The sequence below is a fragment of the Pedobacter fastidiosus genome, assembly GCF_014306625.1.
Classification (GTDB): Bacteria; Bacteroidota; Bacteroidia; order Sphingobacteriales; family Sphingobacteriaceae; genus Pedobacter; species Pedobacter fastidiosus.
In genome coordinates this window covers 271,765-293,733 of record NZ_JACRYL010000005.1, presented here as the reverse complement: position 1 = coordinate 293,733, position 21,969 = coordinate 271,765, and the positions used below count along the sequence as shown (strand labels likewise).

20 protein-coding genes are annotated in these 21,969 nt (G+C 35.8%); 5 read left to right on the top strand and 15 right to left on the bottom strand.

Going from position 1 to position 21,969, the window contains the following annotated elements:
* Positions 1-7: 7 nt before the first annotated feature.
* From H7U22_RS07655 to H7U22_RS07635, 5 genes are all read right to left on the bottom strand, one after another.
* Positions 8-1,240: an ABC transporter permease gene (locus tag H7U22_RS07655; protein WP_187070759.1), complete on the bottom strand. Its 1,233-nt coding sequence runs from the start codon at positions 1,238-1,240 to the stop codon at positions 8-10.
* A gap of 9 nt (positions 1,241-1,249) precedes the next feature.
* A complete protein-coding gene (locus tag H7U22_RS07650) occupies positions 1,250-1,915 on the bottom strand; it encodes an ABC transporter ATP-binding protein (protein ID WP_187070758.1) in 666 nt (221 codons plus the stop codon).
* Between the two features lie 355 nt (positions 1,916-2,270).
* A complete protein-coding gene (locus tag H7U22_RS07645; RefSeq protein ID WP_187070757.1) occupies positions 2,271-2,504 on the bottom strand; it encodes a hypothetical protein in 234 nt (77 codons plus the stop codon).
* Positions 2,505-2,830: 326 nt separating this feature from the next.
* Positions 2,831-4,288, bottom strand: a complete 1,458-nt coding sequence (locus tag H7U22_RS07640; protein ID WP_187070756.1) for a TolC family protein — start codon at positions 4,286-4,288, stop codon at positions 2,831-2,833.
* A 10-nt stretch (positions 4,289-4,298) separates the two neighbouring features.
* Positions 4,299-5,546 (bottom strand): efflux RND transporter periplasmic adaptor subunit, encoded by a 1,248-nt coding sequence (locus tag H7U22_RS07635; RefSeq protein ID WP_187070755.1) that lies wholly within the window; start codon positions 5,544-5,546, stop codon positions 4,299-4,301.
* A 176-nt stretch (positions 5,547-5,722) separates the two neighbouring features.
* On the opposite strand from H7U22_RS07635, the gene H7U22_RS07630 reads away from it, so the two are divergent.
* The gene (locus H7U22_RS07630; RefSeq protein ID WP_187070754.1) at positions 5,723-6,145 is read left to right on the top strand and encodes a hypothetical protein; all 423 of its coding nucleotides are present in this window, start codon (positions 5,723-5,725) and stop codon (positions 6,143-6,145) included.
* Positions 6,146-6,148: 3 nt separating this feature from the next.
* On the opposite strand, the gene H7U22_RS07625 is transcribed toward H7U22_RS07630, so the two are convergent.
* Complete coding sequence (locus tag H7U22_RS07625) at positions 6,149-7,114, bottom strand: ligand-gated ion channel (RefSeq protein ID WP_187070753.1); 966 nt, start codon at positions 7,112-7,114, stop codon at positions 6,149-6,151.
* A gap of 121 nt (positions 7,115-7,235) precedes the next feature.
* Between H7U22_RS07625 and H7U22_RS07620 the strand changes: the two genes are divergently transcribed.
* On the top strand, positions 7,236-10,964 hold the full coding sequence (locus H7U22_RS07620) for a DUF3857 domain-containing protein (RefSeq protein WP_187070752.1): 3,729 nt from the start codon (positions 7,236-7,238) through the stop codon (positions 10,962-10,964).
* Positions 10,965-11,063: 99 nt separating this feature from the next.
* On the opposite strand, the gene H7U22_RS07615 is transcribed toward H7U22_RS07620, so the two are convergent.
* The 8 genes from H7U22_RS07615 to H7U22_RS07580 all read right to left on the bottom strand — a co-directional run bounded on the left by H7U22_RS07615 (position 11,064) and on the right by H7U22_RS07580 (position 17,648).
* Positions 11,064-11,336 (bottom strand): hypothetical protein, encoded by a 273-nt coding sequence (locus tag H7U22_RS07615; RefSeq protein ID WP_187070751.1) that lies wholly within the window; start codon positions 11,334-11,336, stop codon positions 11,064-11,066.
* A 14-nt stretch (positions 11,337-11,350) separates the two neighbouring features.
* Entirely contained in the window at positions 11,351-11,947 is a 597-nt protein-coding gene (locus H7U22_RS07610; protein ID WP_187070750.1) for a sigma-70 family RNA polymerase sigma factor, read from the bottom strand.
* A 218-nt stretch (positions 11,948-12,165) separates the two neighbouring features.
* Positions 12,166-14,394, bottom strand: coding sequence for a glycoside hydrolase family 2 protein (locus H7U22_RS07605; protein ID WP_222621813.1), 2,229 nt, complete (start codon positions 14,392-14,394; stop codon positions 12,166-12,168).
* A 230-nt stretch (positions 14,395-14,624) separates the two neighbouring features.
* Positions 14,625-15,059: a DoxX family membrane protein gene (locus H7U22_RS07600; protein WP_187070749.1), complete on the bottom strand. Its 435-nt coding sequence runs from the start codon at positions 15,057-15,059 to the stop codon at positions 14,625-14,627.
* Positions 15,060-15,128: 69 nt separating this feature from the next.
* Positions 15,129-15,902 (bottom strand): DUF3883 domain-containing protein, encoded by a 774-nt coding sequence (locus H7U22_RS07595; protein WP_187070748.1) that lies wholly within the window; start codon positions 15,900-15,902, stop codon positions 15,129-15,131.
* Positions 15,903-15,917: 15 nt separating this feature from the next.
* Positions 15,918-16,106: a DNA cytosine methyltransferase gene (locus tag H7U22_RS07590; RefSeq protein ID WP_187070747.1), complete on the bottom strand. Its 189-nt coding sequence runs from the start codon at positions 16,104-16,106 to the stop codon at positions 15,918-15,920.
* Positions 16,099-16,629 carry a hypothetical protein gene (locus tag H7U22_RS07585; protein WP_187070746.1) on the bottom strand — a complete coding sequence of 177 codons (531 nt, stop codon included), beginning with the start codon at positions 16,627-16,629 and terminating at the stop codon, positions 16,099-16,101. Before H7U22_RS07585 ends, H7U22_RS07590 begins: the two co-directional genes overlap by 8 nt.
* A gap of 152 nt (positions 16,630-16,781) precedes the next feature.
* The gene (locus H7U22_RS07580; protein WP_187070745.1) at positions 16,782-17,648 is read right to left on the bottom strand and encodes an aldose 1-epimerase family protein; all 867 of its coding nucleotides are present in this window, start codon (positions 17,646-17,648) and stop codon (positions 16,782-16,784) included.
* A 132-nt stretch (positions 17,649-17,780) separates the two neighbouring features.
* Here H7U22_RS07580 and H7U22_RS07575 point away from each other — a divergent pair, with 132 nt between their 5' ends.
* Positions 17,781-18,110 carry a hypothetical protein gene (locus H7U22_RS07575; RefSeq protein ID WP_187070744.1) on the top strand — a complete coding sequence of 110 codons (330 nt, stop codon included), beginning with the start codon at positions 17,781-17,783 and terminating at the stop codon, positions 18,108-18,110.
* 43 nt (positions 18,111-18,153) lie between these two features.
* On the opposite strand, the gene pepT is transcribed toward H7U22_RS07575, so the two are convergent.
* Positions 18,154-19,407, bottom strand: a complete 1,254-nt coding sequence (pepT, locus tag H7U22_RS07570) for a peptidase T (RefSeq protein WP_187070743.1) — start codon at positions 19,405-19,407, stop codon at positions 18,154-18,156.
* A 100-nt stretch (positions 19,408-19,507) separates the two neighbouring features.
* Here pepT and H7U22_RS07565 point away from each other — a divergent pair, with 100 nt between their 5' ends.
* Both H7U22_RS07565 and H7U22_RS07560 read left to right on the top strand, forming a co-directional pair.
* The gene (locus H7U22_RS07565) at positions 19,508-20,197 is read left to right on the top strand and encodes a hypothetical protein (RefSeq protein WP_248284696.1); all 690 of its coding nucleotides are present in this window, start codon (positions 19,508-19,510) and stop codon (positions 20,195-20,197) included.
* Positions 20,198-20,226: 29 nt separating this feature from the next.
* Complete coding sequence (locus H7U22_RS07560; RefSeq protein ID WP_248284695.1) at positions 20,227-21,966, top strand: M14 family zinc carboxypeptidase; 1,740 nt, start codon at positions 20,227-20,229, stop codon at positions 21,964-21,966.
* Positions 21,967-21,969: the final 3 nt, after the last annotated feature.

Below are 21,969 nucleotides of genomic sequence, written 5' to 3'. Positions count from 1 at the left end.
TGATTGATTAAGCTTTTAACGCTTTAACTACATTTAATTTAGACATTCGCCAAGCGGGATAAACGCCAGAAATCAATCCGAAAAACAGGCAGGCAAGTAAGCTGTAAAACAACACAGTAAAATTCATGGAAAGATGCATATTGGAGACTAAATTTGCCCCATTAATTAAATAAATGATCAGTAAGGAAAGTATTAATCCAATAAAACCACCCAAAAGTGTGAGAATCATATTCTCGACAATAAATTGATACACCAGTGTTTTTGATGATGCACCAAAGGCTTTGCGTACACCGATTTCGGAAGAGCGCTCCATAATTCGGGTGATGTTAATATTAACCAAATTGATAGTTGGAAGCAATAAAAACAACAAGACAAAACCAGTTACCAAAGAAACTACCTTTGTAACCGCACCATCTGTTGAGTTGCCTCCAAGTCTTCTGGTTACCGTGGTAAAAAATGGATCGGCATTGCAATAAATTTTATCAAAGTCTTTCGGAATGGGAACCTTTTTCATCATCTGGTCGAATTCCATTTTCATTTTGGGAACATCGGCTGTACTTTTAGCCAGCAAAACTGCGTTGTAAGACCCCATAACATCTGTATTGTTATGGTTTTCTTTGGCAATGGTGTAAGGCAAATACATATCACCACTAAGGTTTTGAAGTGTTTTTGAAACATTTTCTACTACACCGATTACCCGATAATTAATATTATCTGCAGAGATATATTTGCCTACCACTGATTTTTCATCACCAAAGTAAGCCTCTTTTGTTTGCTTAGATATTACTGCAATCAATTCTGCGTTATCGATTTCTTTTTGCGAAAATGGTTTTCCTTCCAAAAATTTGTATTCGAGTACATTCCAGTAATCGGCATTTGTATATTTATATTCTATAACCAGTTTTTTATTGTTTACATAGGCGTTCGATGGTTTCGCACTGGAAGAAATACCCATTTTCTGTACATTTTTTAATGTTGATACATAGTGATTTAAAAAGTACATGGATAGATTACTACTGTTCATCCACCCTTCTTTGGAGTTTCTGATTTCAATTCCCGTTATATACAGAGAGCGTTCTCTTTTGTAATCTGGATAATCTGGACTTAGAACTTTATCCATAAAAGCGGTAGAAACCATTAATATGGTGAGTGTAAAACTAATTCCGAATAGGCTAATGAAGGTGAAGAACTTTCTCCGTTTCAATACAGCGATGGCGATTTTAAAATAATTCTTAAACATAATTCCGCGTTATTGAACTTGTGAGCCATCGAATAAACGAACCAATCTATGCGTTTTGTGCGCCATGCTTTCATCATGCGTAACCATTACAATTGTAGTTCCTTCATTTTTATTTAGGTTGATGAGAATATCCATAATCTCATTTCCCATTGCACTATCTAAGTTTCCGGTAGGCTCATCGGCCAAAATAATTTGCGGGTTTCCAACGATGGCACGGGCAATGGCCACACGCTGGCGCTGACCACCTGATAACTGCGTTGGAAAATGCTTTAAGCGATTACTTAACCCTACTTTTTCAAGCGCTTCTGATGCCAGCATTTTACGTTCTTTTGCAGAGGAAGTGCGGTACAATAAAGGCAACTCTACATTATCCAAAACCTGTAAATCGTTAATTAAGTGATAGCTTTGAAAGATGAATCCCAGCTTTTGGTTTCTAAACTTTGCCAACTGCTGATCGGAAAATTTACTGATATCCGTATCATCTATTTTAATCAAACCCTTTGAAGGCTCATCCAATAATCCCATGATGTTTAGGAGCGTACTTTTCCCGCAACCCGACGGACCCATAATGGATAAAAACTCGCCTTTTGCAATATCAAGATTGATCCCATTTATTGCTAGGGTTTCTACTGTATCGGTTCGGTAAACTTTTTCAATGTTTTGTAAGCGTATCATATTGTATAATTAGTAATTAAGATTGATTATTTTTTTAATTGAGTACTTATTTTTAAGGAGGGGGTTAGCAATTTATTTCCTCCACCTGCCAGCGCTCTTTCCTTTGCTCCCCCCTCAAAAAGGGGGATAAAAACCTAACGTTCTTAGGCAGTTTGTAAGCAGGGTTCAAAATACTTTCCGTGTTTCATAGTTCTTTTTGTCATTTTGCTTTGCCTCCCTGTATGCCCCTTTGGAGGGGGCAGGGGTAGGAATTGATAGCCTTATTTTCCTCCCCCTGCCTGCACTCTTTCCCTGCGCTCCCCCCTCAAGGAGGGGGATAAAAACCTAACGTTCATGTTTGGTTTGTAAGCAGTTATTAAAATATTTTCCGGGCCTTCTGTGTTTCCGTGGCTAAATCTGTCATTTTGCTTTTCCGCCCTGTATCCTCCTTTTGAGGAACAAGTGGAGGAGTTAGCAATTTATTTCCTCCCCCTGCCAGCGCTCTTTCCTGTGCTCCCCCCTCAAAGAGGGGGATAAAAACCCATCGGTCTTGGTTGGTTTGTAAGCAGGTTTCAAAATACTTTCCGTGTTTCATAGTTCTTTTTGTCATTTTGCTTTGCCTCCCTGTATCCCCCTTTGGAGGGGGCAGGGGGAGGAAGTAATAGCCTTATTTTCCTCCCCCTGCCAGCGCTCTTTCCCTGTGCTCCCCCCTCAAAGAGGGGGATAAAAACCTAACGTTCATATTTGGTTTGTAGGCAGTTATTAAAATATTTTCCATCTCTTCTGTTTCCGTGGCCAAATCTGTCATTTTGCTTTGCCTCCCTGTATCCCCCTTTGGAGGGGGATAAAAACCCATTGTTCATAGTTAGTTTGTAAGCAGGGTTCAAGATACTTTCCGTGTTTTCTGTGTTTCGGTGGTAAATTTTTTGCATCTAACTAATACGTTATCTTTTTATTCTGATCAAAATCGTAGAGCGATAAATATCTCAACTGATAATAAGCGGCCCAAAAATCTCTAAGTGAAGAAACATAATCTCGTTTAGCCTTATCGTTTTCCTGAAAAGCAATGCTCAAATCGGTAATGCTCAGGTTGCCCAAAACATAGCGTTCGCCTGCGATTTTATATTTCTCGGCAGCAATTTTTTCAGCCTCGGCGGTGAGTTGTATTTGTTCTTTCATCATATTAAACAAGGTAACCTGCGTTACAATCTGCTGTTTAAAAGTTTGTTTATCTTGCTCCACGGCATAGGTGGTAAATTGTTGATTTGCCTCAGCCGTTTTAGTTCTGGATTTCGAACGCCCCCAATCCATCACAGGGATAGAAAGTTGTAACTCTACAGACTGTTGGTTTTTCGGCGAGCGATAAACATCAAAAGCACTGTTGCCAGCATTGGAAAAACCTAAGTTTGCCCTTAAGGTTGCGGTGAGTCCGTTTTCTCCTTTTGCTTTTGCAACATCTCTTCTGGCCTCAGCCAAGCGACGGACAAAGGCAATTGCATCTGATCGGTTTTCAAAAGCTTCTGCCAAAACTTTGTCGGCTCCAACCATCATTTGGGTAACCACTCCAGGCATTGTTAGTTTTATTCTATCATCACCCTCTATTCCGGTATAACTTCGGAGGTTGAGGGTAGCGATTTCCACATCTCGCTTTGCGGTTCCAACTGCTTTTTGAGCATTTAAAACCTCGAGCTGTAGTTGGAGAATTTCATTTTTGGAGATTTTGCCCAATTCAAATTTGGTATTGGCAATGGTTAAAATCCGCTGTGTATTTGCAAAATTGGTTGTAGCAATATTTAAGTTTACCTGTGCCAGCAAAAGATCAAAAAAATATTCGGTTACGGTAATGGCAATTTTTTCTTGAGTTTCTACAAATGCCTGTTTACTTTCGTTGTATTTTAAGGGCTCAATCTTTTTATCCCATTTTAATTTATTAAACTGAAGAAGCGGTTGAGTATACCCAATACCATAGGGAATCCCATTATAAAGCACATTGTTCCTATCAAAATCATCAAAACGTTGCAGTTGAGTTGTACCATAAATGGTACCGCCGGTTGCCGCCAAACTCTGACTAAAATTTAAGGTAAGAGAAGAATTATCATAATGCACTGGTTGAAAAAGAATAGTTCCGTTTGGCTGCTGAACTTGGGTATAGGTTTTAGTATAACCAGGCAAAATACCCTCTAAAGCTAGCTGTGGCTGATAATTGGATTTAAAAGTTCTCCATTCCCAATATTTGGTTTCTTTAACGGTAATGGCCTGTTTAGCAGCTATAGAATTAGCCCTAGCCATTTCTACAACCTCTGGCAAGGATAATCTCAAAGTATCTACATCAGCTTTTGCAAACGAAATGAGACCGAAAATAATGAATAAACTAAAGGAAAATATTTTCATCATTATAGGTGGTTTAGTTGGCTATGGTTACTGTTTTAGAATTTTTGTAGGCACTCATGTCGGATGTAATTACTTCTTCCCCTGCTTTAACGCCACTTAAAATTTCTACGAAATCGAAATTGCTTAAGCCAGTTTTTATCGTTCTTTTCTCAGCAATTTCATTCTTGACTACAAAAACATCCTGCAAATTTGACCCGTTAAAAGCTGGTCCGTTGGCAATTCTTAAAACTCCATTTCTGGTTGCTGTAATTAGAAATACATCTACCTTTTGGTTGGGTCGTAATTCTTTACTGTCTTTTTGATTAAGTTGAATATCAAAAGAGACAATGCTGTTGGTTACCGATGGGGAAATATTTACAATCGAGCCTCGAAGCTGGGTATCGCCAACCCGAATAATTGCCGGCATATTATTGTGAATTTTATCCAACATATTATCAGACATGCTCCCTGCAACTTTAAACCCGCTTAAATCTGCAATGCGAACCAGCGCATCACCTTCGCGAATACTGGCCCCAATATTCTTGTTTACCCAAGTCACCACGCCATCTCTAGTGGCCACAACATCTGCCAAATCAAGCTTCCGTTTTAATGCGTTTAAATCATTCCGTTGAATAGCTAAAGCAATTTCTGCCTCCCTAATCTCAATTTTCATGGTTTGCTGTTTGCTTTTAATTTCATTCTCCAGCTGAAGTTTTTCCAATTCGGCAACTTTCAAATCAAGTTCTGCCCGTTCTACATCCTCTTTGGTTCCGCCACCAGCTTTTAATAGTCTTTTGGCAGAAGAAACCGCGTCTTTTAAATTGCTAATGCGCAACTGCTTAATGCTATTGTTGGATTTGATATCGAAAAAGCTCTTTTCTAAATCGAGTTTTAGCTTACTAATTTCATTTTCTTTAGATTCCATTTGGAATTTAAGCTTGTCGTATTCCGTTTGCGTAACTGATTTATCTAGCGTTAAAATCGATTGGCCTTTTTTTACCTTGTTGCCCGCATCTAACAAAACGCTCTTTACAGAGGCATTAATCGGGCTGGCCAAAACCTCTTCAAATTCTGGCAAAACTTCGCCAGTTGCATTGATGGTGTTTTCGATAATCCCGATTTCAGCTTTAGAAGAAGTAAAATCGGAACCGGTTAAGGCCGGTTTAAAAAACACACGCACTGCCCAAATGGCAACAATTACAAAAGCAATGCTGATTAATATGATGAAATAAGTTTTCTTTTTCCTCTTGGCAGAAACTTCCGCTTCAATGAGCTTGTCCATTTAAATATTTTACACCGGCTTTTGCAAGACAAATGCCAGAGTTAAATATTTGAATATCAATAAATTAAAATATTTTTTAAAACAGAAAATGCCCGATATCGAACGTTCTGTTTGTTATCGGGCAGTAGTGCGATATTTTTAGAAGAATGCTATTTATTTTCAGAAACCGAGCTACAATGGCTACTTTTATTGAAATGCTTAAACACTACAAATATCCCTTGAAAGTTTGGGCCTCGGTTTTGACCGGGAGCATGCCCTTATTCTATTTGCTTAAATATATTTTTTCGAATACCCCTTTGGAAGATTTCCTATTCGAATTAACTTATTTAAATGTATTGATTGGTTATTTAGGAAGTTTACTAGTTTGTATTCCCTTTTGGTTAATATTTTGGGTAATTTATGTACGATTGATCAAATCAGAGACACAAAAAATAAAGCTTTATTTATTCCTGATTTCTCAGGTAATTTGGTGGCTTCCTTTTTACCTAATCTGTTATGTATTCAAGATTTTTTCTAGTGATGATTTCTTGCTTACCTTTTCGCCACATGCAGTTATTCTTGCCGTGGCTGTGGTTTCATTTCGAACAGAAAAAGCTTAAAAATTAACCGTTGCTTGCTTGCAAAATAAAGAAAACGTTCAGGCTGATGTAAGTAATTAACATCACCAAAGCAAAAATTCTATCAAATTTATTGGCCTGTTCTGCTTTGCCCCTTTTAATCATGCGCAAAGAAAAAGCCGTAGAAATAATTACAACAAGAATAAACACCAAAGTTATGCCATGCAAGGTATCAACAAGTGTAAAAGTGGTAGACTCTGGTAAAGAACCATCGATGATATATTTATTTCCAATTACCGCAAAGAGAGAACCTACACTTAAACCAAAACGAGAATCGATGCTGTCAGCATGAATGTAAAAGCACATAAAAGCAATTAAAAATGCCACATACATGCCCAAAAACATTTTCCAGAAAAGCCCCATTGCATCTCGGCTCAGCGAAACCCGAACTTTAAAATTACTATATTCTGTATGCGGTTTTATGGTTTCATCGCCAAATGCAGTTTCATATATTTTGGTTCCTGCAGATATATTTAAGCTATCGATATTCCAACCCCTTAGCGTAAAACGAGGATCGTATTGTTTTCCTACTTTATCCGGAACAAAAACAAAAGCGCTAGAATCGAACTGTGAATTTTCTATCGATAAACGCAGTTTCTGTTTATCAAAAGGAAAGTTATCAATAGCCCAAGAATCTTTCATTACGCATTGCAATTTCATCAGCAGATAAACCTGGTTTCCCGTGGTATCTATAGTGGAGAAAGATTTGGTAACAGTTTTAGCCTGCGGAATCTCCAAATTTTCAACAAAATTAAAATCCTTGTTTTTGTATTTTAACCACAGCCAAAAATCTACAGTATATTCTTTTTCTTTAAAATCAATATCGTGAATGCTGGTTACATAAATTCCGGTCTTTACTTTTTCTGGTGCATTTTTTTGGGCGAAGCTACTTTCAGAAAAAAGCATAATTAGCACCGTAAGTTGTAAGAAAAGGTTGAAGGATTTTTTCAATTTTTTGAGATAAGAATATGATTTAGCTTAAAGATATAAAATTATTTTTTTGCCGATAATTATTTCAAAATTCATACGATTCTCATTCGCATTATTGCAAATTTTATTTTATCATTGAATTATGAAAAATTACGCTACTCTATTGTTATTAATCTTACTCTCATTGGGATTAAAGGCACAAAATTCTGTAAATTCTGCATGGGAAAGTTTCTTCAAAAACGACCGAAAAACTGCCAGAGCATCGTTTATTGAGCTCGCAAAAAATCCTGAAACAGCAAAAGAATCTTATCTGGCATTAAGTTTAATGTCTGAATTTGATCAGTCTGGAGATCAGAGCTTTGAACATTTCAAAAAATTCTTCGATTTATCCGATAATCCTGAGCCTTATCTTTTGGCCATGTGGAGAAGTTATGCCTTGAATTACGGCGCAAGTCTGGAAAGTGCAAAACATCTTGATTTTTACAACGGCTTACTAAAAAAGAAATTCGACGGAACGGTTTATGCACTTGCAAATTCTAGTATTGGAGCTTACTACGAAGCAAAGAAAAAATATGATTTGGCCGATAAGGCTTATGCACAAATCGGTAGTTTGGATAACTGGTTAATTACTGGAGAATTCGAAAATATATCAACAAGTGGCTTTGATAAGGCATATGATGTACTCAACAAACCTGGGACCGACGCTACTTTCGTTGGCAAGAAAGATCAAAAATTTGGCTGGAGAAAAGTGCCTTTTACCAAACACAGTAAATGGTTCGATTTTGAATATTACAGCAATTATAGCAACTCCATAATTTTTGCCGAAAACTTTGTAAAAGCCCCGGCAGATGTTACTGCACAGTTGCGTGTTGGTGTTTCGGGATCTGTTAAGGTTTGGGTAAACGATCAATTGCTGATTACCCAGGCAGATGAAAGAAATAATGATGTAGATTCTTACATCAGTACCGTAAAATTAAATGCAGGATACAATAGAGTGTTAATTCAAATTGGAGAAAGCTACGCAAACCGATCTAACTTTTTGGTTCGTTTAACAGATGAAAACGGAAAGGTTTTGGATGGAATAACCTCAACCAATGATCCGCAGGTTTATACGAAAGAAACTACTTTTAAACCTGTAAATGTAAAGTTGCCATCAATCGATTTCTTCGAAAATGAGATTGCTAAAAATCCGGAGGGTTACTTAAATAAAATCCTTTTAGCCAAGCTTTATCTGCGCAACGATAATGCATTTGAGGCCCGTAAAATTTTAGAAAAACTAAAAGACAAGTTTCCTGAAAGTACACTTTTAAACAATTTGTATATCGAGCTTTTTGATAAGGAACAAAATAGAACAGGTACGGAAACCTTACAGGAAACGATTAAGACAGCCGATCCAGAATCGCCATACGCATTGAGTTTAACGTACAATGATTTCATCAATCAGCAGGATTTAAATAATGCAGAGCTGATAATGAAAAAACTGGAAGCTATTTATGGAGAGAATGAAAACATTCTTGGTAAAAAAATTCAGCTTGCTGGGAAGCGCAATAATCAAGAAGATATCATTGCCTTGGTTGATAAGGCTTATGCACAATTCCCGAATTCTAGTTCGGTGGTTTGGTTAAAATATTTGTGTGAAAAGGAAATTAGGAAAAGTTCTAGTGCCATTAATTACCTTAAAAAACATGTAGATGAGCACGATAGTTACGATATGTCGAAATATTTGGCAAAGGCTTATTTCGATAAAAACCAAGTTCAGGATGGTTTAGCCGTTTATCAAAAAGAAATTGCGAACGATCCAATTTCGGTTGGCATTTATGTTGATTTAGCCAATCAATATTATGCTTTACAACAATACGATAAAGCCGAAAAACTGTATCTGCAATGCTTGGAAATTGCACCAAATTACAGCACTTATTTCGAATCGTTAGGGAAGATTTATGAGATGGAAAAGCAAAAAGATAAATCTATAAAAGCTTACCAAAGATCTTTACAGTTAAGACCCAATAATTATTCTGCCATTCAAGCTTTGCGTAAAATAGAGGACAAAAAAGATGTTTTCGATTATTTTGAGCAGGCAGATGTTAAAGCGCTCGTAGCGAAGGCTCCAAAACTGGCCGATTATCCTGATGACCACATGGTGATATTAAATGAGGAAGTACAAAAAGTGGTTTATGAAAACGGTGGCTCTGAAGAGAAACATTTTTATGTATCGAAAGTGCTTACCCAAAAAGGCTTGGAGAGTTTAAAAGAATATAACATTCCCTATTACAGCTCTCAAGATTATAATATTGAAATTGCAGAGGTTATTAAAGCCAATGGCACGAAAGTTCCTGCAGAGCAAAATGGCAATCAGGTTGTTTTTACAAATTTAGAAGTTGGCGATGTAATTAATCTGCGTTATAAAATTCAGAATTTTAACGACGGGAGTTTGGCGACGCATTTTTGGGATTCGTTTTACTTTACACACGGCGTAAGTTATGTAAATACCAAATTTTCTCTTTTGGTACATAGAGATAAACAGTTTAAATACAGTTTCTCTCAAAAAGCAATCGAACCTGTAAAAACCCAGCAAGATGAGTTTGATTTATATGTTTGGAAGGCGGATAATCAGAAGGCATTAATTTATGAAGATAAAATGCCTCCAATGGATGATGTAACTAACATTCTTTACCTTTCTTCTATCCCGAACTGGGCGTTTGTTGCCGATTGGTACAACAACATCGCGACAGCAAAAGCAAGAAGCAGTTATGAAATTAAAACCGTTATAAACGATATTTTTAAGGATAAGGGGAATTTGGATGAGCTTGCAAAAATTAAGCTCATTTACAAATACGTTACATCTAATATTTCTTACAGCTCGGTTTCGTTTAGACAAAGCGGGATTGTTCCACAAAACCCAGCAACCGTAATTAATACCCGAATTGGAGATTGCAAGGATGTATCTACCTTATTTGTTACCATGTGCAAAGAAGCTGGAATTAATGCAGAACTCGCTTTGGTAAAAACTAGAGACAACGGACAAAATACGATGCTTCTACCCAGTATCGATTTTAATCACTGCATTGCAAAAGCGATTATAAATGGCAAAAGTTACTATGTAGAATTAACCTCGAGCACGTTACCCTTTGGCACTTTTTACAATGGCGCTTTAAATGAGCAGATTTTGGAAATCAACAATAAAACCAATGCCATTACTACTCTAAACCCTACACAGCGCCCTAAAAATGTTCTGAATTATACAACTTCCATTGTGTTAAAAGGAAACGATATGCAGATTAAGGAAACCAATTTTTCTACAGGGGCAGTGGCCAGTAATACGAGATCTGAATACAATGATTTATCAAATAAAGATCAGATTAAAAAGCTGAAAGAAAATTTAGCGACAGTATTTCCTGAGAATGATGTATATGTTTTGAAGTTTACAAATTTGAGTCCGATTACAGCAACATCTGATACCTTAAGAGCTTATACCGAATACGCCATAATGAAAAGCTGTAAGCCTGTTGCTGGCATGAGCGTGTTTTCTTTGCCCTGGTCTATGTCTGCCTCTGCAAATCAATTACAGGTTACCCAACCAAGGCTTTTTGGAATAGATTTAACGCAGATGTTTTTAACTGAAAACTGCAGTGAAGAAATTACCATGCAATTGCCAGATGGAAAGAAATTGGTGGAGGCCTTAAAACCGATTAATATTTCTAATGATTACGTTGATTATTCTTTAACCAGTAAAATGGTGGGCACTAAAATTGTGTTTACCCGAAAAATGATTTTAAAGAAGGATTACGTTCCGGCAGATAAAGCACAAGATTTTAAAGATGCTTATATTAAGGTTGTTGATGCTGATGAACAACAGCTTGCAGTAAAATAGAAAAGTAATCAATTAATTGAAACCTGCTTTTTCAATATTATTTGCCACAGGTTTGCAGACCTAATCTGTAAATCTGTGGCTTTTTTAAATGGATAAAATCTATTTATTTAATTCTTCTTCCAAACGGTGTTGAAGATTCTCTTTAAACTGCTCATCGAGCTTTAAATTTTCTTTTTGAACATTGCTAAAAAGCTCCTTTACCATTCGATTAATTACCGCACTTTGGCGCTCAAATGTTTTACAGATAGTGCAACCTGCCAAATGCATTTTAAGTTCCATCTTTTCGCGAAGCGTAATCTTTCCAATTAGCTTTTTCTCTATTAAAAAAGTAGCTTTTTTGCAGTTGTAAGCAATTTTTGTTAATTCGTTCATGGTAATATTTATTTTTAAAGCCAATTTTTTTGAAGGCACGATCTCAGGTTAACCTTTGTTCGGTGAATGATTACCCAAAAATTCGCGTTTGTTATTTTCAATTCCTCGCAAATTAAGGCTGATGCTTCATCATCCATGTGTTTCATTGTAAAAACAGAAAGCCAAAGCGCAGGCAATTTTTGCATACATAATTTTAGAATTTGGTTAAATTCCTTTTTTCCGAGCATATCGTAATCTTCAATACCAAAAACCTGCGGACGATGATTATCATTCCAATGCCCATCCTCGGCATTAAAAAAATCGGTATCGTACTGCTCCTTTACATCAGCTTCTATTTTTCTTAAACCCGATGATTTTTTGCGGTAAACATCAATAATTTTATTTTTAAGAATCGCCGTTAGCCAAGTGCTTTCTGAACTTCTCCCTTCAAATCGATCTATTTTCTCCAATGCAGATAAGAACGTTTCCTGGATAAGATCTCGTGCCAATTCTTCATCATTAACCCTTGTAATGGCGTAACTGTATAGATAATCGGCATAATTAGACACCCATTTGCGTGGGTTGCATTCATGCGATTTTGTTTGGGTTAATTCGTTTTTATCCGTTTCCATCTCGTTTCATAAAAGAAGATCTTTATAAATATAAGCAAAGCAATTTTATCAAATTTCAGAATTAGACGTAGTTATACCTAAATCCTTACAGTTTATTTTACCTAGAATTATAATTAAATAAAAAAGGCTATCCAGTTTAACTGCATAGCCTTTGAAATAAATTTGGATGGCACAAGCGGACGCTTGCGCCAGATGAGGAAAATAACTTGTATTTAGAACTACTTAGTCTCTACATAAGAAATTCCAGCATCAATATATTGTCCACCTTGTTTCTGAGTACAATGAATGGCAATTACATTTTTGCCATTTGGAATTAAAGCATCCTGACTTTCTTTAGAAATTTTAACCATCGAATAGTTAGAAGAATAATTTGGAATTACAACAGCTTTTACTCCGTTTATGTAAACTTCAGCATCTTCATCATGATGGATATATAGCACCAAATCTTCACGATTAATTCCGTTCAAATCGCCTAATGTAAACTCTTGGCGCAACCAGATGTTTGGCGTATTCCAAACGGTTTTAACATTTGCTCCCGGTGTACCTTTGGTTCCAAAACCAGCCAAGCCAGATTTCCAGTTCTCATCTTTAAATGAAGTTGCCATCCACTCGCCTTCAGGTTTATCGAAAGAATATTTCCATGTTCTAGCAACATCTTGCGAGGTTGGTAAAACATCTTTAATGTAAATATTTGTCTTAATCGCCTTTTCATTCGATGCTCTAATTTTTTCTACTGCACCTTTAATTACTTCTCTATCGTAGGTTAACAAGCCATTAAGTTCTACTTCAACATCGGTAATTTCGGTGTAAACTGCAGCGCTCAAACCTTTATTAGTTTTAAAAATTGCCAAATCGGTAGCGAAGTCATCGTACATTTTGGTGTAGTCTTTTTCACTATCGATCATGATGTAAGTTGGTCCCGTTTTCCAAGTATGACCCGGAATAATATAACCAATACCTCCATATTCACCACAGGCCAAGGTTTGTACCGCACTAGTTGGAACTGCGGGTGGCGGGTAACTGTGAATGTCTAGTACATCGCCCACATCAAAATGCCCTCCACCACTGGCTTGATTAATTAATCTTGTAGGGTCTAACTTGTGCACCTGATCTACATAACCAGCTGTATTGTGTTGTGCTTGGCCTTCGTTAAAAATTACCCAACTAACAATGCTTGGCGAATTCCAGTGGGTTTCTACAAGTCTGGTTAATTCAGATGCAAATGCTTTCTTATCAACAGGAGGAACTTTTTCGGTATAAGAATTTGGCGAAGGCATATCCTGCCAAACCATTAAGCCCAATTTATCTGCCCAATAATACCATCTATATGGTTCCACTTTAATGTGCTTGCGCACCATATTAAAACCGAATTTCTTAGTCATTTCTAAATCGTATTTTAAAGCTTCATCGGTTGGTGCAGTATAACCGCCATCTGGCCAAAAGCCTTGATCTAATGGGCCAATTTGGAAAAGAAACTTATTATTTAGGAACATTTTTTTGAAACCGCCTTCCTCACCAATGGAAATTTTTCTCATTCCGAAGTAACTGGAAACCGCATCCAATTGCTGAGTTCCCTTTTTTAAGGTGATGGATAGATCGTAAAGAAAAGGACTATCTGGCGACCAAAGTTTTGCATTGCTTACCGGCACAATAATTTCTGTATTGGCTTTGCCAATTTTAGTCTGAACGAGTTTATTTCCATCTTTTACCTTAATTTCTACATCCGCAGAAGATTGATCTCCCGTGTTAATGATCAGTTTTACTACTGATTTATCAATATCGGGAACAATTTTAATGTTGCTGATATTTGTTTTAGGCACGGGTTCTAACCAAACGGTTTGCCAGATTCCGGTAACCGATTGATACATAATTCCCTGCGGATTTAAGGTTTGCTTCCCTCTAGGAAAACCACCTTTATCCGTTGGATCGTAAACCCGAACGGCAATATCCTGTTCTCCAGCACCTTTGATTGATGTTGTAATATCATAAGTAAAAGGATCATATCCACCTGTGTGGATGCCCACACTTTTGCCATTTACAAAAACTTCTGATTCATAATCTACCGCACCAAAATGGATTAAAACATTTTCACCTTTCCAGTTTGCTGGTATTTTAAATTTTCTGCGATACCAAATGCTTTCATGATGCTCCATAACGCCAGATAATGCAGATTCTACCGCAAAAGGAACAAGAATAGATCGAGATAAGTTGCCACTTGGTAGTGTTTCTGTTTTACTTTTAGCTGGCTGAAATTGCCAAAGGCCATTTAAGTTCATCCATTTTTCTCTAACCAATTGTGGTCTAGGATATTCGGGCAGTACGCTTTCGGCTTTTACATCCTTTGCGAATTTGCTCATTAAAATAGCCTTTTTAGGTTGCCATTGTTGTGCGAATAAAAATGTAGGACTCACAACAAAAGCTAGAATTAAAAGATTTCTTAGCTTCATAAAATTTATTATTTGGTTTTTTGTGTATTTAGTCCGCTATTATAAGGATATAAAATCGTTTTAGTAAATCAGAACAGAAGATTTAGAACGGTGATTTTTATAACTAAGGTTTAAGAAGCTGTTATTAACTGTCGTATTGACAATTAATAAGGGTTTTTAAGAGAGAAATTTAAAGCGCTCACTGTATGTAAAAAAAGTGATACGCATTTTTTTGAGGCAATAATTAGAGATTAAAGTCTATTTCCTTCAATCGACCATTTATAATCAGAAATTGAAGCTAGCATTAAACTCGAAGCACTAACCACGAATACAGAATAATTAAATGGTGCTCTATAACCTGCAAAAAACAGCATACTTAAAGCGAATATTAGCGTAAGCAAAAAACTCCCAATAGAAGCCAGCTTAATTTTGTATCCAACAATTAAAAGGATTGCAAAAATAATCTCGCCAACAGTAGCTAGAATTGCCATTACATTTGAAACTGAACGGCTAAGGTAAGGCATTAAAGAATTTGTATAATCTACAAAAGTTGTCCAATTTCCCCAGCCCACATTTGGAGCACCTGGAGCACCGAGCCAACCGAATCGATCCATCACAGGTAAAATAAAGCCGATTCCTAAAGCTAAACGAAGAAATAGTTGTGCAAATGGAGTAATGTTTTTCATGCGATTAAAATAGATTTTATAACTTTTTAAGTCTAGCCCGGTTATATCATTAATAACTACTATTTTTAATTAGAAAATATCTTTTGATAAATGATATTCTTTAATTTCTTTTGAAATAATTGTTTTTTCAATAAAGGTTAAATTATTTACTGGATTTTCTATTGATAAAAAAACAGGTATATCATTTAAGTTTAAAACCAAAGTGATGATATAGTCATTCTTATACTCCGAGGCCATTAAAAATTCTTTTTCAGTTAATCTAAACCTTCCTTTTCTTTCTCTTATACCCTTTACTTCAGCTAAATAAGAACTTTCGTTTACGTTAATTTGGAAATCATAACCATCTCCATATAATCTTGCATCTTCCAAAGATCCATTCCTAAAGCTAGATATTTCATTGAAATTATTCATAAAATACAATTCAGCCTCCAATCCTGTCTCTTGAAGCTTTTTAAATCTTGATTTTACAATTGGCTTGACATCCAATATAAGGTCTGTTACTTTGTAATTTTCTTTTAAATATAGTTTTACAATGTCCGAATATCCTTTTGCATTTTCTTTCCCAAATAAACTATCGATTAAATATTTTCTATGAATATAAGTATTACCCTTTTGCCACCAGCCTCTTCTTCCATTATTAGGGAAAAAATGATCAAACAAATCCATCCTATTTTTTATTGTCCCTACAGTTTCGGCAATTCCAATATGTACACAATATTGATAGAATGCCGTCTTTGTATTAAAACCAAATTCCTTAATAAAATCATCATTAAATTTTGACAATCCATATCCAATCAAATTTAGAATTTCATAATTCTCGTGCTTGTTACCCTTTGTTATCATAGGTAGGATGCTAATTTATAATCCTTCAGGATTTAAATCCCAGATATCGCCTTCATGCAAATCATGTTTAAAGTTTTCACGGTAGGTTACGGATGCAAATTTATCAATCTCGTTGGCCCAAGAGAGTTCAAAATCTTGATTTATAAAACCTTGGCATATTCCACTCACCCCAGCATACAAGCTTCCTACTGTGTATTTACTCATTCTCAATTAATAATTTGTCAAGAAAATCTATTTGCGAAAAATCTTTTAATGTTCCAATATAGGTTTTTGCTTTGGTTGGAGAAAGGTCTGCAGAAACTACTGAGTTTAATAAAACTTCAGCAGATGCAAAACCTGTAATGTAAACTTCTTTTCGTTCGATGTTTACGAAAGAAAAAATAGCATAGTCATAATCTCCGGCCGGAATTAAAGGATATTCATCCAGCGAACTTGCTATAATTTCGAATGTTTTATCGTTGAAAAAAACTTCAGGTTTATAGCGTTTATTCTCCTTTAATTCTAGCGTTACAAAATCTACACCTAGCATTTTTTGAACGGCGAACTCAGAAAAAGATTTAGTTAAAAAACGATTCAAATACGCTTGCCCTTCATATCTATCGCGGAGCTGGTTCATGTTTTGAAGTCCCAAATGTTTTATAGCGATGTTATGCAACTGCGTATTGAGTTTATAATCAACTTTAAAACGATAAGCTTTATCAAAAATGTTCAACAGTTCTTTGAGCATGTACAAAATTACCAAGTTATTTACGAAACCATAATATTTAAGTAGTTTTTTACTTTACTTGGGTTTGTTTAATGGTTAAGTTTGATTTAGCCGTTAAAATGGTTTTATTAAAAACACTAATATTAGTTGATACCAATAAGATTAGATTTTGTTTAAAAACACTCTACTTCCCAAAATCTCTCCCACTTTTCACCAGCATTGAGTTTTACTATACCTTCTTTATGTTCTAAATTTTGATCGTGATTTACGCCATCTGCAACACCGCACCAAGGTTCTAAACAAAGAAAAGGTGCATCGGGCGCAGCCCAAATCCCGAAGAAAGGAAAATCTTCAAAATGAAAGTGTAAACCGTAATCGTTTTTGGTATTTAACAAACTAATGCAATTGCTCTGAAGCGTTTTAAAAACTAGTGCATCATTGTAAAACAGGTCGTGCTTTAAGTTTAGTTTATGACCTCCCAGCTCAATACTTTCGGTTTCATCATCAACCAAACCATTATCAAGTTTCCAATATGTTAATTTTTCATCGGCATTAAAAGCCAAATAATAATCTTCGTAAACTGTATTTAGTGTGTTTGGAACAGCAAAAGCCGGATGCGCACCCAAAGAAAATAGAAGCTCATCGGTTCCTGTATTTATAACTTCGTAAGTTAAATTCAACTTCCTTTCTATAAGCTGATATTTCAGTTTCAGTTCAAAATAAAATGGATAAATTTTTAACGTATCTTCACTTTGTGTTAAGGTAAAAATAGCTTCGGTTGCGCTAGGTTTTTCTACATTAAAAACATGATCACGAGCAAAACCATGGCGGGGTAAGGCATAGTTTTTATCTTTATAAGTAAAACTGTCGTTCTTTAAAGCACCCACTATTGGAAATAAAACAGGACTGTGTTTTGCCCAATATTTAGGGTTTGCATTCCATAAATATTCAATATTTGTTTCTTTACTAAATAGGCGCTGTAGTTCGGCTCCTTTTGCTAAAAGGTCTACTTTTATATAATCGTTTTCGAGTGTTATCATTTGTATTTAAAAGTAGCAAATTAGATGTGCTTACAAAACATCTTTTTTATTAAATTTGACTAATCCAATCCCAATAAATTAAGTTTAACATTTAGCATTCGCTTTAGCTCAAAAAAATCAACTCGAAAAACTATGGCGATAGACTTAAATAAACTGTCGAATTCTAAAGTTAAGGCTGCAATTTCAGCCCTTCAAAATGGTGATGAAAAAGCTTGGTTCTCTTTATTTGCTCCCTATGTTGCTTTATTTGATGATGGAAACCAAAAACAGTTTAACAATTTCTTTAAAAAGGCCTTAGGGCATGAACGATTTACCAGCATAGACAAAGTAGAAAATGCTGGTCTTGATGTTTATGGTAACTTCCATTCAGATCAATGGGGTGATTTTAAAACCTACTTTAAATTTCAATTTAATAAAGAAGGAAAAATTAGCAGGTTAGATATCGGCCAAGCAAACTATTAGTTTCAGTTGGCAACTTAGATTTAAACTGCCAACTAAAAACTACCTAGCTATTTTCTTCCCAAATGCAAGCAATATTTATGATGGTTTGTACTGCCTTCTCCATATCTTGAACGCTAACCCATTCTTGTTTGCTGTGGAAAGCATGCTCGCCAGCAAAAATATTTGGGCATGGCAAACCCATGTACGATAATCTAGACCCATCTGTACCACCTCGAATGCTTCGTTTGATAGCCACAACTCCAGTCCTTTCAATCGCTTCAATACCATATTTGATAATTTTTGGATATTGATCCAAGATTTTTTTCATGTTTCTGTACTGTGCTTTAATGATTAATTCGTAAGAAGAATTAGGGTAATTAGCCATCACTTTTTTTATTGTTTCTTCTAAAAACTTACCATGTTCTGCAAGTTTGTCGTCATCGAAATCCCTTAGTGCAAAATGCGCTTCTGCTTGTTCTACTTGCCCCTTTATATTTAGTGCGTGGATAAAGCCCTCTTTATGATTTGTTGCTTCTGGCCTTAAAGTATCTTTAGGTAAAGAATTTAAAATCTCAGCAAGAATTTTAATGGCACTTTCCATTTTTCCTTTGGCAAAACCTGGATGTGTGCTTACACCGTTAATGGTTAATTTTGCACCGTCGGCAGAAAAGGTTTCATCTTCTATCGATCCTAAAGTTTCACCATCAATGGTATAACCAAAATCTGCAGCCAACTTTTTCAAATCAGCTTTATCTACACCTCTTCCAATTTCTTCATCAGGAGTGAAAAGAATTTTTATGGTTCCGTGTTTAACATCCGGGTTTTTCACTAAAAAGTTTGCGGCCTCCATTATTTCGGCAACTCCCGCTTTATTATCGGCGCCAAGCAGGGTTGTTCCGCTTGCGGTTATAATATCATTTCCAATTTGGAATTTTAAATCTTTGTGCTCATCCATTTTTAAAATGATGGAATGATCATCTGGCAGAATTAAATCTTCACCTTGATAATTGCTATGAATAATTGGTTTTACATTTTCTCCGCTACAATCTGGAGAAGTATCCATGTGCGAACAAAAGCAAATTACAGGTACACTTTTATCTGTTGTTGCGGCAATTGTTGCATAAACGTAGCAGTTTTCATCCATATGTGCATCTGCAATTCCAATGTCTAAAAGCTCCTGAACCAATTCTTTACCCAAGTTTTTTTGTTTCAAAGTTGATGGGCATGTTGGCGATTCTGGATCAGATTGCGTATCTATTTTAGCGTATTTTATAAATCTGTTCTCTAAAGATTTGTTAAAGTTGGTGTAATTGCTCATATTCAAAGGTAAATGTTATAGATATTCAATAAACATATTATTTTTGTAAAAAAAACAATGATGCGTAACCACCTGAAAATTACATCCCTAATTGTTATTCTTGCTTACGGTTCAACTTGCATCAGCTCAATCCAACTACTTTAAGTTGTCTTACGGTTTTGGTGTTGGCCCAAATCGGTCTTATACCGATGTTTATAAAGGCACCATTGGCTATACAACTTATGGTGTTTTCGATTTTCATATTTCTCCTTTTGTAACCGTGGGTTTGGAAGGGCAGTATGGAATGATCCAGGGTGGAGATATCAATACAGATCCGCACAATAGACAATTTATAAATAAATACACATCGCTTACCGTAAATGGGAAACTAATGTTGGGCGAGATTGTAAATTACGACAGAAGTGAATTTTTATACAACATTAAAGGGCTGTATGCTGGTTTGGGTGTCGGCATTATTAATAATAAAATGAGCGATATTGTTCGCTACAAGCCAAATACCGAAGCTGCTTATCCACCACTTGGTTATAAATTCCCTGGAAAGGATAAAAGCATGAATATCGTTGTGCCAATTAATTTGGGTTTTAATTATTACCTAAATGATGGCTATGGCTATGTTCGGTACGTAATTAATTTTAATGCTCAGGCCAATTATACTTTTGGCGAAGGATTAGATGGTTATGATGATCCAGAAAATAAATTCCAGAATTATCAGCCAGATCAATATAACGTATATTCCATTGGCTTTAAATATTTCTTCGGGAACATTAAAGTTTACCATAAAACGTTGTAGCATTACGTTCATCATCCTTAAAAATATTCATGAAAAATTTTTTAGTGTTTTGGTTGCTTACAATAACACTCCAATCTATGGCGCAAAAAACACCTTACGAGCTTAGTAACAAAAAAGAAACAGCTACATATTCAGAAGCCATTTCATATTATGAAAAACTGGCTAAAGATAATCCACAAGCCAAGCTTTTAACTTATGGCACAACCGATTTTGGCAAACCGCTACATTTGTTAGTTTTATCAAAGGATAAAATTTTTGATCCTGTAACGATTAGAAAAGGCAATAAAAGAATTCTGCTTATTAATAATGGCATTCATCCTGGCGAACCTGAAGGAATTGATGCTTCGATGATGCTTGCGAGAGATTTACTCCAAGCAGATCAGCTTCCAAAAGATGTGGTAATCTGTATTATTCCGGTTTATAATATCGATGGTAGCTTTAACCGCAACGGCACATCCAGAGCAAACCAAAACGGCCCGATAGCTTACGGCTTTAGAGGAAACAGCAAGAATTTAGATCTTAATCGTGATTTTATTAAAACCGACTCTAGAAATTCGGCAGCTTTTCAATTGATTTTTAACACTTGGCAACCCGAAATATTTGTAGATACCCACACCAGCAATGGCGCCGATTATCAATATGTGATGACGCTTATTCCCACCCAAAAAGATAAGCTGAACGCTATCCTATCGGGATATTTAACCAAAACTTTAGTGCCCGATTTATATAAAGGCATGGAGCAAAAAGGGTATCCAATGATTCCTTACGTAAACTCTATAGAAGAAACACCAGATGCTGGAATTACGGGCTTTATAGATTTGCCAAGATACTCTACAGGCTACACCACATTGCACAATACCATCGGCTTTATGCCAGAAACGCATATGTTAAAGGCTTATGATTTGCGTGTTGATGCAACTTATAAACTGCTTCAAACTTATATTGATATAGTAGAACGCGATGCCAAAATTATCGGCGAAAATAAACGCAAGGCGGATGAATTTGTTGCAAACCAGAAAGAGTTTGGTTTAGAGTGGAAATTAAACCGAAGCGAAGTAGACAGCTTACCATTTAAGGGTTTCGAAGCGGGAGAAAAACCAAGTACCGTGAGTGGGCAAGACCGATTATTTTACGATCGGAATAAACCCTACACTAAAAGCATAAAAGAATGGAACAAATTTGATGCTTCCATAACTGTTCAAAAACCTGTAGCTTATATTATTCCAAAAGCTTGGGATCGAGTTATTGCCTTGCTCAAACTAAATAATGTTATACTTAAAGAGTTGAAAGCGGACAGTAAGATTAAAGTTGAAAGTTATTATATCGGCGATTTTAAAACTGGAACTAGACCTTATGAGGGTCATTACCTCCACTCTGCGGTTAAGCTTATTTCTACGCAACAAGAGTTACAATATTATGCTGGTGATTACATAGTTTATGTAAATCAGCCTACAAATCGATACATTGTAGAAACTTTAGAACCTCAAGCTACGGATTCTTTCTTTAATTGGAATTTTTTCGATTCCATTTTGGATATGAAAGAACATTTTTCTGCTTATGTTTTTGAAGATACAGCCACAGAATTATTAAAAAACAACCCTGCTTTAAAAGCTAAATTGGAAGAGAAAAAAGCATCTGATCCCGATTTTGCCAAGAATGGATCGGCACAGCTTGATTTTGTTTATAAAAATTCTGATTATTACGAGAAAACCCACAATAGATATCCGGTTGCACGTTTACTAAACGATGTTAAACTAGATTTAAAATAAACC

Coding starts and splice junctions, on each gene's coding strand:
- H7U22_RS07575 (WP_187070744.1), top strand. CDS start 17,781: ATGGCGATAGACTTAAATAAACTGTCGAATTCTAAAGTTAAGGCTGCA.
- H7U22_RS07600 (WP_187070749.1), bottom strand. CDS start 15,059: ATGAAAAACATTACTCCATTTGCACAACTATTTCTTCGTTTAGCTTTA.
- H7U22_RS07620 (WP_187070752.1), top strand. CDS start 7,236: ATGAAAAATTACGCTACTCTATTGTTATTAATCTTACTCTCATTGGGA.
- H7U22_RS07610 (WP_187070750.1), bottom strand. CDS start 11,947: ATGGAAACGGATAAAAACGAATTAACCCAAACAAAATCGCATGAATGC.
- H7U22_RS07615 (WP_187070751.1), bottom strand. CDS start 11,336: ATGAACGAATTAACAAAAATTGCTTACAACTGCAAAAAAGCTACTTTT.
- H7U22_RS07580 (WP_187070745.1), bottom strand. CDS start 17,648: ATGATAACACTCGAAAACGATTATATAAAAGTAGACCTTTTAGCAAAA.
- H7U22_RS07650 (WP_187070758.1), bottom strand. CDS start 1,915: ATGATACGCTTACAAAACATTGAAAAAGTTTACCGAACCGATACAGTA.
- pepT (WP_187070743.1), bottom strand. CDS start 19,407: ATGAGCAATTACACCAACTTTAACAAATCTTTAGAGAACAGATTTATA.
- H7U22_RS07585 (WP_187070746.1), bottom strand. CDS start 16,629: ATGCTCAAAGAACTGTTGAACATTTTTGATAAAGCTTATCGTTTTAAA.
- H7U22_RS07590 (WP_187070747.1), bottom strand. CDS start 16,106: ATGAGTAAATACACAGTAGGAAGCTTGTATGCTGGGGTGAGTGGAATA.
- H7U22_RS07640 (WP_187070756.1), bottom strand. CDS start 4,288: ATGATGAAAATATTTTCCTTTAGTTTATTCATTATTTTCGGTCTCATT.
- H7U22_RS07655 (WP_187070759.1), bottom strand. CDS start 1,240: ATGTTTAAGAATTATTTTAAAATCGCCATCGCTGTATTGAAACGGAGA.
- H7U22_RS07605 (WP_222621813.1), bottom strand. CDS start 14,394: ATGAAGCTAAGAAATCTTTTAATTCTAGCTTTTGTTGTGAGTCCTACA.
- H7U22_RS07645 (WP_187070757.1), bottom strand. CDS start 2,504: ATGACAAAAAGAACTATGAAACACGGAAAGTATTTTGAAACCTGCTTA.
- H7U22_RS07635 (WP_187070755.1), bottom strand. CDS start 5,546: ATGGACAAGCTCATTGAAGCGGAAGTTTCTGCCAAGAGGAAAAAGAAA.
- H7U22_RS07595 (WP_187070748.1), bottom strand. CDS start 15,902: ATGATAACAAAGGGTAACAAGCACGAGAATTATGAAATTCTAAATTTG.
- H7U22_RS07560 (WP_248284695.1), top strand. CDS start 20,227: ATGAAAAATTTTTTAGTGTTTTGGTTGCTTACAATAACACTCCAATCT.
- H7U22_RS07630 (WP_187070754.1), top strand. CDS start 5,723: ATGGCTACTTTTATTGAAATGCTTAAACACTACAAATATCCCTTGAAA.